Genomic DNA, 11,730 nt, shown 5'->3' on the forward strand with positions numbered 1-11,730 from the left:
ACACCGAGCGAATCGCCAGCGACGCGCGTCGGCTCGGCGGGTATCGCGAGCGACGGGAGGCGCGCGACGGCGGAACCGAACACGTTCGGGATAACTGACGGGCCCGTCGGGCGCGGATACCCGGACATGACACCGGAGACGTCGGTCCTCGAAGAGACGGACGCGCCGACCGACCGCCAAGTCGAGACGCTCGACGTGGCCGATCTCGGCCCGCCGGAGCCGCTCCGGCAGACGCTCGAACTGCTCGCGGACCTGCCGGACGAAACCGTCCTCGTGCAACACAACGACCGGGCTCCGCAGTTCCTGTTCCCGAAGCTCGCGGACCGCGGCTACGCGCACGACACGGTCGAGACCGACGACGGCGTCGTCACGGCAATCTGGGCCGCGGCGGACGACTGATTCGCGTCCTCGGCGCCGAGCGCGGGCCCGCTGCCGTCGTTTATATACACCGAGCCGAACAGTTCGGTCCACTCCTCCGCAGTCCGGGAATATGCGCCGAAGGTATTCCCCCTACTCCCCTACGCCGAAGCGCATGACCCGACGCACACTCGACCGGAGAACCTTCGTTCGAACGACCGCGGCGCTCGGCGCGGCCACCGCGCTCGCCGGCTGTGGCGGGAGCGGAGACGGCGGCGACGGCGGGAGCGGAGACGGCGGTGGCCAGCAGTTCCTCTCGGAGGAGCCGGACTACGACGGCTGGTTCGACGACGCCAACAACTACGAGCAGACGGTCGACATGACCGGCTCCGACTCCGTGACCGTCGACGTCGGCGCCGGCGAGGGGCTGGCGTTCGGTCCGGCGGCGGTCGCGGTGTCGTCCGGGACGACGGTCACGTGGGAGTGGACCGGCGAGGGCGGCCAGCACAACGTGTCCGGGTCCGACGGCGACTTCGAGAGCGAGACCATCGGCGAGGAGGGGCACACCTTCGAGCACACCTTCGAGGAGTCCGGGATCCACACCTACGTGTGCACCCCCCACGAAGCGGTCGGGATGAAGGGCGCCGTCTACGTCGAGTGACGCCGCGACGATCGATTTGGATCCCGACCCGCCCCGACCACCGACCGCAGCGGACTGACGACTGACATCACCACCGACCCACACAGATGCCCCAAGCACGCCTCCTCGTCGACCTGCCCGACGGACCGTGGATAGCCGACGTCTCGCGCGAGTTCCCCGACGCGGGGTTCCGCGTGCTCGCCGCGGTCCCCGGCGAGAGCGCCGGCTTCGCCCTGGTCAGGGTCACCGCACGCGACGCCGACGCGGTACTGTCGGCGATGGAAGGCCACGACGCGCTGACCGCCGTGTCGGTGATGGCGCGGGAGGACGGCGTCGTCACGGCCCGGGTGGAGACGGACGCGCCGCTGCTGTTGCTGGCGGCGAAGCGCTCGGGACTCCCGATCGAGATGCCCTTAGACATCGAGGACGGCGTGGCGGAGGTCGAAGTCACGGGCGAACACGAGCGCGTCGCCGAGATGGGCCGACGGCTGCGCGAGGTCGGCCTCGAATTCGAGGTCGAGCGCGTGCGTCAGCGCGTCAACCCCGCCCGCCTGCTGACGGACCGACAGCGGGAACTTCTGCTCGCGGCCGTCGACCTCGGCTACTACGACGTGCCGCGTCGCGCCACCCTGACGGAGGTCGCCGACCACGTCGGGATCGCGAAATCGACCTGCAGCGAGACGCTCCAGCGCGTCCAGCGAACGGTGATCCGGGAGTTCGTGGACGACCTGCCCAGTCGCCCCCTCGAGGACGAGCCGGAGATCGCGGCCGTCGACTCGTAACGGCGACCGACGGATAGCGCGACTCGATCACGACGAGACCCCCATGACCGAACCCACCGACGACCACGACCACGACGAGACCGCCGAACCGATCACCGACCGAGTCCACGACAACTCCTGGTCGGCGAACTTGGAGGAGCCGAAGTACGCCAACGACCCGGAACTGGCGGTCCGCGACGCGCTCGCGGCCGTCGACCACACGACCCCGGGGAACCACGTCAACTTGGTCACCCACGGCGACCTCGGCCATCCAGAGGCGTTCCTCTACGACGCGCTCCGCGAGGAACGCGATGGCCTCGACCCGGAGTACGTCGAGCGGTGCGGCTGCGGCGGTCACGTCACCCGCGTGGACGTTTCTTAAAAGGCCAACGCGGGACGGACGAGCGGCCTTCCCCCAACCGACCGCCGTACTTCCCCCGACAGCCAAGCGGCTGCGCCCGTTGCCATTTATATTCCGTCCGTCCCGTAGAAGAGGCCGTGTCCCCCGATCCGACCCTGCCGTTCGCGGACGGGCCGGGAGCGATCGGGACCCACGCCGATCCGGTGCTCGTGGACCCGTCGCCGTCGCTGTTGACGGCGGCGGTCGAGGCGTACCGCGAGGCGGCGCCGGGGCTCGTCGACCCAGACCCGTCGACGCTTCGGGCCGAAGCGGAGGGGGACTCGCCAGCGTTATCGGAGACGCTCCCCTCGGAGCTTCCGACGCTCACCGTCCTCGCGAGCGACCGCGCGGCCGACGCCGTCGTCGACCGCTTCCATCCCGCGAGCCGGCTCGCGGCGCTCGTGGAGGCGGAGGTCTGGGACCTCCTGACGCTGCCGGAGCCACAGCCGAACGCGGCTCTCGTCGGTCGAACGACGGGATTCGCGCTCGTCCCGGCCGAGGGCTCGAAGCACGAGAACACCGACGCCGGTGACGGTCCCGAGACGTGGTGTCGAGTCGGCGACGACCCGACGCTCCGGGAGCGCTACGCCCCGCTCGTCGAAGCGGCCGAGGTGCGCGGCGTGCGGACGCCGAGTCGCCGTCGCGCGTACGAGGCGCTGCGGGAGCGCTGCGGCCTCGACGTCGCGGGCGACGCGATCCGCGCGCTCGACGCCGGAGTCGTCGACGGCGACGCCCTCGATCTGGCCGGCGCGCGCCGCCGCGCGTACGTGGTCGGTGTCCAGCGCGGCGCGCTCGACCGCGACCTGCGTCGCGCCTGCGAGGACGCCGGGCTCGGGAGCTCGGCGACGTTCACGCGGATCAAGCGGGAGCTCCGCGACGCGGGACTGCTCGGGACGGAGTCGGTCCCGCAGCGGGTCGGTCGCCCTCGAGAGCGGCTCGTCGCCCGCGGCGGGCTCGCCGACGCCGACGGGCCGATAGAGGCGGTCGCGGCGGCGCTGGACGCGGTCTGATGCGGGATACTTAAAAACGGCTCCGCGAGGGCGGCCGCCCTCAGTCGTCTTTCGTCTTGATGTCGGCCGAGAGCCCCTGCGCCATCTCGATCTCCGTCGAGTTGTTCAGGGTCCACGCGGTGCGGTCGGTGACCGCCTCGATGGCCTCCCGGGCGGAGGGGTAGCCGTTGCCGGACTTCTTGACGCCGCCGAACGGGAGCTGGACCTCGGCGCCGATACAGGGGAGGTTCCCGTACGCGAGCCCGAGCTCGGCGCGGTCGCGGTAGTAGTTGATCTGTCGGTAGTCCTCGGAGACGATCGCGCCGGCGAGCCCGTACTCGGTGTCGTTCTGGATCGCGACCGCGCGCTCGATGTCGCCGTCGTACTCGAGCAGCGCGACGTGCGGCCCGAACACCTCCTCGTGGGTACACCGGAGGTCCTCGCTGGGGTCGGCCTCGTAGACGAACGGGCCGATCCAGTGGCCGTCCTCGTGGCCGTCGGGGACCTCGTCGGCGTCGAGGTCGGTGCGGTCGACGAGGACGTTCACGCCCTCGCTGCGGGCGAGCTCGTTGTACTCCGCGACCTTCTCGTAGTGCTCGGCCTCGATGAGCGGCCCCATGAACGTGTCTTCGTCGAGCGGGTCGCCGACGGCGACGTCCTCGGCGATCTCGACGAACCGCTCCTTGAACTCGTCGTACACGTCGGTGTGGACGATCAGGCGCTCGGAGGAGACGCAGCGCTGCCCGGTCGTCTTAAACGAGGACATCACCGCGGAGTGGACCGCGACGTCGAGGTCGGCCGCCTCGGTGACGACGATCGCGTTCTTGCCGCCCATCTCGCAGGCGACGCGCTTGCCGGGGACCCCGCCGAGCTTGTCCTGGATCAGGTGGCCGACCTCCGCCGAGCCGGTGAAGATGACCGTCTCCACGTCGTCGTGCTCGACGATCGCGTTGCCGGCGTCGCCGAACCCCTGGACCATGTTGAACACGCCGTCCGGGATCCCGGCGTCGTCGAACATCTCCGCGATGATCTGCGCGCACCACGGGGTCTGCTCGGCCGGCTTGAAGACGACGGTGTTCCCCTCCACCAGGGCAATTGCCATGTGCCAGTAGGGGATCGCGACGGGGAAGTTCCACGGGGTGATACAGCCCGTGACGCCGCGGGGCTTCCGGCGCATGTACGCGTCCTTCGCCGGGATCTCGGAGGGGACGATGTCGCCCTTCGGGTGACGCGCGTCGCCCGCGGCCCACTCGACCATGTGGGCGGCCTCGACGACGTCCGCCTTCCCCTCGCTGATCTCCTTCCCGCACTCCTTGGTGACGACCCGTCCGAGCTCGTCGGTGCGCTCGCGCAGCTCGTGGTACACGTCCCAGAGGTACTCGGCGCGCTCGATTCGGGAGAGCTCGCGCCACTCCGCGAACGCCTCGTCGGCCGCGTCGACCGCGCGGTCGACGTCCTCGGGGGTCCCCTGCCGGAACTCGCCGAGTGACTCCCCGGTCGCCGGGTTCTCGCTCTCGAAGGTCTCCGAGCCCGCGCCCGAGACCCACTCGCCGTCGATGTAGTGTTGGTACGGCTCCGACATGGACGGTGCTTACCGTCGCCGCGCCCAAATATCCCACCCGACCATGGGCGGCAGAGTCTTTGTGATGCGGTACCACGGAAGAGGTAGTAATGGCGACGACAGACGCGACCGGGGCGGACGAGTGGTCGGGGACTCGGCTCACGCTCGACCTGTGGCATCCGAACTGCTGGGCGATCGAGGCGACGAACAGAACCGCGGGCGGCGTCCTCGCCCACGCGATATACAACTCGCCGCGGACCGACCGCGACGCGCCGAACTCGGTGAACGGCCTGTTCACGGCGTTCGCCGACACGAACGAGGAGGTCGAGGCGCTGCTCGACGCGATCCGCGAGTCCGACCGGGCGGGGAACCTGCTCGAGCTCCAGGAGCGATTCGGGCGCGCGAGGGACGCCCCGGGCAACGTCGTCCGCGAGTTCTTCCTGGAGTACGACCCGGCCGACATGGTGTGTCCGACGCTGCTCGAACACGGGTTCGTCCACAGCGCGCCGGTCCGGATCGAGGACGGCCGCGAGGAGTGGCAGGTGTGTTTCGTCGGCGAGCGGACCGAGATCCGGGAGTCGCTCGACGCGGTCCAGGCGGACTCCGGCGCCGAGGTGACCGTGGAGTCGATGTCGTCGTCGGGGCACGCGGGGCGGACTCTCCGCGAGCAGCGGCTCGACACGCTGACGCCAACCCAGCGGGACGTGTACGAACACGCCCGCGAGGCGGGGTACTACGAGTGGCCGCGCGAGACGTCGACCCGCGAGCTCGCCGACGACATGGACGTCTCGAAGACGACCCTGCTCGAACACCTCCGGAAGGCGGAGGCGAAGCTGCTCGATCCGTGACCGCCGCCTCGGATCAGTTCCCCACGACCGCTCGCAGCGCGAACAGCGCGTTCGACTTGCGCTCTCGGATCCGCCGGTAGAAGTAGGAGAACCACTTGGTCCCGTACGGGATGTACTGGTAGACCGCCACGTCGTCTTCGGCCGCGAGCTCGAACTGCGCCGACTCCCGGACGCCGGTCAGCATCTGCACCTCGTAGGGGGTGCCGTGCTCGGCGTGCAGTTCCTTCGCGTGCTCGATCATCGCGGGGTCGTGGCTCCCGACGGCGATCCCGTCGTCGAACGCCTCGAACATGTACGCGAGGCAGTCGCGGTACGACTCGTCGACGCGGGCCTTCTCCTTGTACGAGAGTTCGGCTGGCTCGTCGTACGCGCCCTTGACGAGCCGGACCTTCCCCGGGAAGTCGGCGAGCCGCTCGAGGTCGTCCCGCGTTCGCTTCAGGTTCGCCTGCACGCAGACGCCGACGTTGCCGTCGGTGTCGAGGGCGTGCCGCTCGAACGCGTCGAGCGTCACGTCGGTGGTCTCGTGGTCCTCCATGTCGATCCAGACGAACGTGCCCGTCCCGTCCGGACCGGTCGCCGCCGGGGCGTTGGCCGCCTCGACGATGCGCGCGAGGTTCTCCTCGAAGACGTCGTCGCCGACGTCGAGGCCGATCTGGCTCGACTTCACGGAGACGCAGGCGTCGACGCCGCGCTCCGCGATCGCCCCGACGAGGTCGACGTACGCGTCGGCGTCGGCGTCGGCCGGCGGTCGCTCCTCGTAGTGCTCGCCGAGCAGGTTCAGGATGCCGGCCACGCCGCGGTCGTTGAGCCCCTCGACGTGGTCGAGCGCCGCCTCCGGAGTCTCCCCTGCGACGAAGTTACTCGCGATTGGCGGTATCATATCCACACCGCGGATCCGTATCGGTATATATGGGCACCCGACCAATTATTACGAGTATTAAAAGCCCAAATAAATATTCCACTCCAATCCCCCGCCCGTGCCACGACCGCCTATCGCGGCGGCGGAGAGGAACATGTACGGGCGGCCCGACCATGGACGGGCCGGGGTTAAGATACCCCGATGTCCACGGAGATACCAGGTCACATATGTCACGAGATACCACGGATCTGGCGGACCGGCGAACGCTGCTGAAACTGACCGGCGGTGCGGGGCTCGTCGCCCTGTCGGGCTGTCTGAGCACGACCGACGACGGCGGAGACGGGAGCGACGGGTCGGACGGCGACGACGGAAGCGACGGCGACGACGGGAGCGACGGATCCGACGACGGAAGCGACAGCGACGACTCCACGGAGGCCTACGAGGTCGGGATGGTCGACTCGCAGACCGGGTCGCTGTCGGCGTTCGGCGAGCGGAACCAGCGCGGCGTCAACCTCGCTCTCTCGCGCGTCAACGAGGTCGGCATTAACGGGCGAGACCTCGATATCGTCGTCGAGGACTCCGAAAGCGAAAACCAGGGCGGGATCGCTGCCGCCCAGAAGCTCGTCAACCAGGACGGCGTCCCGTTCCTGATCGGCGCGGTCGGCTCCGGCGTCTCGCTGGCCATCTACGAGAGCGTCGTCGAGGGGTCCGACGTCGTCCAGCTGAGCCAGAACTCCACCGGCCTCAACCTCACCGAGTTCCCGGGACTGCTCCGGATGTCGCCGTCGGGACGGAGCCAGTCGCTCGCGCTCTCGAACCTGATCAGCGACGACGGCTACGACGAGGTGGCGATCACCTACGTCAACAACGACTACGGCCAGAGCCTCACCGACGCGTTCGTCAACGCGTACGACGGCGAGATCGTCTACAACACGCCCCACGACCAGGACCAGCAGTCGTACTCCAGCGTCATCTCGGAGATGAACAGCTCCGGCGCCGACGCGTGGCTGTTCATCACCTATCAGGCCGAGTTCGCGACGATGGTCAACGAGGTGTACTCCTCGGGGTACGAGGCGCAGTTCTACGGCGCCGACTCCGTCTCCGGCGACAACGTCCTCGAGAACACCCCCGAGGGGAGCATCGAGGAGATGAAGATCGTCGTTCCGTCCGCGCCCGTCGAGGAGGAGAACTACCAGTCGTTCGCGGACGCCTTCGAGTCCGAGTACGGCCAGCAGCCGACCTCGTGGGCGGCGTACGCGTACGACTGCGTGATCAACGCCGCGCTCGCGATTCAGGCCGCCGACGAGTTCACCGGCGAGGCGCTCCAGGACACCGTTCGGCGCGTCTCGGGCCCCGAGGGCGAGACGGTGACCTCGTTCGAGGCCGCCAGCGAGATCCTCGCGGACGGCGGCGGCCCCGACGACGTCGATTACCAGGGGGTCAGCGGCCCCATCGACTTCGACGAGAACGGGGACCCGGTCGGCTTCCTTCAGGTCTTGGAGGTCCAAGACCACGCGTACGAAGGCATCGACTTCATCGAAGGGTAATCCCGACCGATGACCGTCCTCGGATACCTGGCTAACGGGTTGGTGTTCAGCAGCATCATCGTCCTCGGGAGCATCGGGCTGTCGCTGGTGTACAGCATCGCGGACTTCGCGAACTTCGCACACGGCGACACGATGACGATCGGCGCGTACTCGGCGCTCGTGACCTTCGGCGCGGTCGGCGGGCTCGGCGGCGCGGTGCTGGGACTCCCGTACGGCTTCTTCGTGGCCTTGGTCGTCGGCATCGCCGCCGCGGCGGTGGTGGCGGTCGCCACCGAGAAGCTCATCTACGAGCCGCTCGACGTCGACTCGATCGGCCTGCTGATCACGTCGATCGGGATCGCGTTCATCTACCGCGCGGTGATCCAGATCCGGTTCGGTTCCGACTTCACCCGGTTCGACCTCCAACCGCTGCGGCCGATCGAGGCGTTGGTCCCGTACGGCGTCCGGATAACGCTCCACGACGTCGCGATATTCGGATCGGCGGTGGTGCTCGTGGTCGGGCTCCACGTCTTGCTCCAGTACACCGACCTCGGTCGGAAGATGCGCGCGATGGCGGACAACCCCGACCTCGCGCGGGTCAGCGGTATCCGAACGAAGCGGGTCAAGCTGTGGACGTGGGTCATCGGCGCCGGGCTCGCCGGCGCGGGCGGCGTGTTCCTCGGACTCTTCAACCAGCTTGCGCCCCGGATGGGGTTTAACCTCCTGCTGGTGATCTTCGCGGCGGTGATCCTCGGCGGGATAGGCTCCGTGTACGGCGCGATGGCGGGCGGATTCCTCATCGGCATGATAAACCAGCTAACGCCGTTCTTCTCCAACGTGGTCGAGGCGCTACCGATCCGTCCGAACTGGCTCGCGACCGTGATCGAGAACATGATCACCATCGAGTACGCGAACGCGATCGCGTTCGTGATCATGGTCGTCGTGCTGTTGGTCCGGCCCAACGGGATCGCCGGGGAGGCTGCGACGTGAGCCTCCTCGACGACCCGAGGGCGGCGGTCGCCGACCTGAGCCGCCCGGAGGAGTGGGTGCTCGGCGTCAGCGTCGCGTTCGTGCTGTTCCTCTTCGTCGCGATGCTCACCGGCGCGCTCGGTCCGACGTACTTCCTGTTCCTCGTCGGACTGGCGGGGATGTACTCGCTGTTGTCGTTCGGGCTGAACGCCCAGTGGGGGTTCACGGGACTGATCAACTTCAGCGTCGCCGCGTTCTTCGGCATCGGCGCGTACGGCACCGCGCTGATGACCGCGAGCGGCTCGCCGATCGCCGGCGGCTTCAGTCCCCTCGTCGGGCTCGCCGTCGCGCTCGTCGTCGCGCTCGCGCTGGCGCTGATCATCGGTATCCCGACGCTCCGGCTCCGCGCCGATTACCTCGCCATCGCGTCGCTCGGGCTCGCCGAGGTCGTGCGGCTGATCGTCTTAAACGAGCGCTGGCTGACGAACGGCAGCGCGGGGCTGCGCGGCATCCCGAGCTTCTTCGTCGGGTGGCCGGTGCTCTCGACGTTCCCGGAGGCGATGCCGGGGCTCCGGCTGGAGGTGATCCCCGGGTCGCCGGTAATCTTAGAGACGGCGTTCTGGCAGGCGTCGCTGAACGTCCTGTTGGTGCTGGCGTTCGCGGGGGCCGCGTACTTCGTCCTTCGGCGCGCACATCAGTCGCCGTGGGGGCGCGTGCTGCGCACGATCCGCTCCGACGAGGACCTCGCTCGGGCGCTCGGGAAGAACACCTACTCGTTCAAGATGCAGTCGTTCATCCTCGGCAGCCTGATCATGGCGCTGGCGGGCGTGTTCTACGCACACCTGAACCTCTACGTCGGGCCGGGCGATCTGGACCCGATCACGACGTTCTACGCGTGGGTCGCCGTAATCTTAGGCGGTAGCGGCTCCAACCGCGGAGCGCTGTTCGGCGGCATCGTGATCGTCACGATCCGCGAGGGGACCCGATTCTTAAACGATGTGGCGCTGCCGATCGACCCCGCACCGCTGCGGCTGCTGCTGATCGGAGTCGTGATCGTCGCCGTGATGCGCTACCGGCCGCAGGGCGTCCTTCCGCCGCAGCGGGAGCTGATCTGGCCGAGCGCGGTCGAGGGCGGCGGAACGCCTGAGACGCCCGACAGCGGCGTCCGAGAACAGAAGGGAGGTGGCGGCGATGAGTGAGGGCGCCCTCCCCAAGAAGGACGCCGTCCTGCGCGTCGACGACCTCCAGAAGTCGTTCGGCGGGCTCGCGGCGACCGACCACGCGACGTTCGCGGTCGAGCGCGGCACGATCACCGGACTCATCGGCCCGAACGGCGCCGGAAAGTCGACCCTCTTTAACCTCATCTCCGGCTTCTACGAACCGGACGGCGGGACCGTCGAGGTGAACGGGACCGACGTGACCGGGATGGAACCGTACGAGGTCGCCGACCACGGGCTCATTCGGACGTTCCAGACCCCGCGCAAGCTCGAGGGGATGACGGTCCGCGAGGCGATGCTCGTCGGCCCCCGGAAACAGCCCGGCGAGTCGTTCCTCACGCTGTTCACCTCGCCGGGGTCGGTCGACGAGAGCGAGTCGAAGAACCTCGCCGAGGCGGAGCGGATACTGGCGGACTTCGAGATCGACCACCTCGCCGCCCAGCCCGCGACCGACATCTCCGGCGGGCAGATGAAGCTCGTCGAGCTCGCGCGGGCGATGCTCGCCGAGCCGGAGGTGCTGCTGCTCGACGAGCCGGTGGCGGGGGTGAACCCGACGCTGGCGAAGAAGCTCAAGGACCAGATCCGGCGGCTCAACGAGCAGGGGACGACGTTCCTGCTCATCGAGCACGACATGGAGTTCGTGATGGACCTGGCGGACCCGATCGTCGTCCTCGATCAGGGACACGTCCTGACCGAGGGGACACCGGAGGGGGTCCGTAACGACGACCGCGTCATCGACGCGTACCTCGGAGGCGGGACATGAGCGACGACACAACCGGGCCCGCGGACGGGGCTCACGACGGAACCGGGCCCGCGGACGGGGCTCGCGGCGGAACCGACTCCGTGCTCTCGCTATCGGGCGTCGACAGCGGGTACGGCGAGGTACAGGTGCTCGACGACTGCTCGGTCCGACTCGACCCGGGCGAGATCGTCTGTCTCGTCGGCCCCAACGGAGCCGGGAAGTCGACGGTCCTCAAGACGGCGTTCGGGATGTTGACCCCGTGGACGGGGACCGTCGAGTACCACGGCCGCGACATCGGCGGGATGGCGCCAGAGGCGATCGTCCGCGAGGGGATCGGCTACGTCCCCCAGACCGACAACGTGTTCGGCTCGCTGACGATCGACGAGAACCTCCGGATGGGCGGCGTCGCCCGCGACGGCGGCCTCGACGAGGTGATCGGGACGCTGTACGACCGGTTCCCGATCATCGAGGAGAAGCGCACCGCGAAGGCGCGGACGCTCTCCGGCGGTCAGCGGCAGGTGCTCGCGTTCGCACGGGCCCTGGTGATGGAGCCCGACGTGCTCCTCATCGACGAGCCGTCGGCGGGGCTCGCGCCCAACACCGCCGACGACGTGTTCGAGGACGTCCGGGAGGTCAACGACATGGACACGGCGATCCTCATGGTCGAGCAGAACGTGACGAAGGGGCTCGGCATCTCCGACCGCGGCTACGTCCTCGACCAAGGGACCGTCCGGTTCGAGGGAACGCCCGAGGAGCTGCTGAACGACGAGGAGGTCTCGCAGCTGTACCTGGGCGGCTGAGTCTCCCCGTCCCGGTTTCGACTCGCGTCACCGACTTCGACCCGTATCGCCGTATTCAACA

General features: G+C 68.7%; 13 protein-coding genes. 11 read left to right on the forward strand and 2 right to left on the reverse strand.

The window, feature by feature from the left end; all coding sequences use genetic code 11:
• Positions 1–126: 126 nt before the first annotated feature.
• The 5 genes from B4V06_RS06720 to B4V06_RS06740 all read left to right on the forward strand — a co-directional run bounded on the left by B4V06_RS06720 (position 127) and on the right by B4V06_RS06740 (position 3,168).
• Positions 127–399 (forward strand): DUF2249 domain-containing protein, encoded by a 273-nt coding sequence (locus tag B4V06_RS06720; RefSeq protein WP_123114719.1) that lies wholly within the window; start codon positions 127–129, stop codon positions 397–399.
• Positions 400–532: 133 nt separating this feature from the next.
• Entirely contained in the window at positions 533–1,018 is a 486-nt protein-coding gene (locus B4V06_RS06725) for a halocyanin domain-containing protein (RefSeq protein ID WP_123114720.1), read from the forward strand.
• An 86-nt stretch (positions 1,019–1,104) separates the two neighbouring features.
• Complete coding sequence (locus B4V06_RS06730; protein ID WP_498168546.1) at positions 1,105–1,779, forward strand: helix-turn-helix domain-containing protein; 675 nt, start codon at positions 1,105–1,107, stop codon at positions 1,777–1,779.
• A gap of 43 nt (positions 1,780–1,822) precedes the next feature.
• Positions 1,823–2,140 carry a CGCGG family putative rSAM-modified RiPP protein gene (locus B4V06_RS06735; RefSeq protein WP_123114722.1) on the forward strand — a complete coding sequence of 106 codons (318 nt, stop codon included), beginning with the start codon at positions 1,823–1,825 and terminating at the stop codon, positions 2,138–2,140.
• A 116-nt stretch (positions 2,141–2,256) separates the two neighbouring features.
• The gene (locus B4V06_RS06740) at positions 2,257–3,168 is read left to right on the forward strand and encodes a transcriptional regulator TbsP domain-containing protein (protein WP_123114723.1); all 912 of its coding nucleotides are present in this window, start codon (positions 2,257–2,259) and stop codon (positions 3,166–3,168) included.
• A 40-nt stretch (positions 3,169–3,208) separates the two neighbouring features.
• Here B4V06_RS06740 and B4V06_RS06745 read toward each other — a convergent pair whose 3' ends face one another.
• Positions 3,209–4,729 carry an aldehyde dehydrogenase family protein gene (locus B4V06_RS06745; protein ID WP_123114724.1) on the reverse strand — a complete coding sequence of 507 codons (1,521 nt, stop codon included), beginning with the start codon at positions 4,727–4,729 and terminating at the stop codon, positions 3,209–3,211.
• Between the two features lie 89 nt (positions 4,730–4,818).
• Between B4V06_RS06745 and B4V06_RS06750 the strand changes: the two genes are divergently transcribed.
• Positions 4,819–5,556, forward strand: coding sequence for a helix-turn-helix domain-containing protein (locus B4V06_RS06750; RefSeq protein WP_498168550.1), 738 nt, complete (start codon positions 4,819–4,821; stop codon positions 5,554–5,556).
• Between the two features lie 13 nt (positions 5,557–5,569).
• Here the strand turns inward: B4V06_RS06750 and B4V06_RS06755 are convergent, their stop codons facing one another.
• The gene (locus B4V06_RS06755; protein WP_498168552.1) at positions 5,570–6,436 is read right to left on the reverse strand and encodes a proline dehydrogenase family protein; all 867 of its coding nucleotides are present in this window, start codon (positions 6,434–6,436) and stop codon (positions 5,570–5,572) included.
• 206 nt (positions 6,437–6,642) lie between these two features.
• On the opposite strand from B4V06_RS06755, the gene B4V06_RS06760 reads away from it, so the two are divergent.
• From B4V06_RS06760 to B4V06_RS06780, 5 genes are read left to right on the forward strand one after another with little or no spacing between them, the layout of a single operon-like run.
• Positions 6,643–7,962, forward strand: a complete 1,320-nt coding sequence (locus tag B4V06_RS06760; RefSeq protein ID WP_123114727.1) for an ABC transporter substrate-binding protein — start codon at positions 6,643–6,645, stop codon at positions 7,960–7,962.
• A gap of 9 nt (positions 7,963–7,971) precedes the next feature.
• Positions 7,972–8,931: a branched-chain amino acid ABC transporter permease gene (locus tag B4V06_RS06765; protein WP_123114728.1), complete on the forward strand. Its 960-nt coding sequence runs from the start codon at positions 7,972–7,974 to the stop codon at positions 8,929–8,931.
• A complete protein-coding gene (locus B4V06_RS06770) occupies positions 8,928–10,109 on the forward strand; it encodes a branched-chain amino acid ABC transporter permease (RefSeq protein ID WP_123114729.1) in 1,182 nt (393 codons plus the stop codon). Before B4V06_RS06765 ends, B4V06_RS06770 begins: the two co-directional genes overlap by 4 nt.
• Positions 10,102–10,890 carry an ABC transporter ATP-binding protein gene (locus tag B4V06_RS06775; protein ID WP_498168556.1) on the forward strand — a complete coding sequence of 263 codons (789 nt, stop codon included), beginning with the start codon at positions 10,102–10,104 and terminating at the stop codon, positions 10,888–10,890. Before B4V06_RS06770 ends, B4V06_RS06775 begins: the two co-directional genes overlap by 8 nt.
• Positions 10,887–11,669: an ABC transporter ATP-binding protein gene (locus B4V06_RS06780; RefSeq protein WP_498168558.1), complete on the forward strand. Its 783-nt coding sequence runs from the start codon at positions 10,887–10,889 to the stop codon at positions 11,667–11,669. The genes B4V06_RS06775 and B4V06_RS06780 overlap by 4 nt, the downstream gene beginning before the upstream one ends.
• The last annotated feature ends 61 nt before the right edge of the window (positions 11,670–11,730 follow it).

The sequence above is a fragment of the Halorubrum sp. B53 genome, assembly GCF_059752395.1.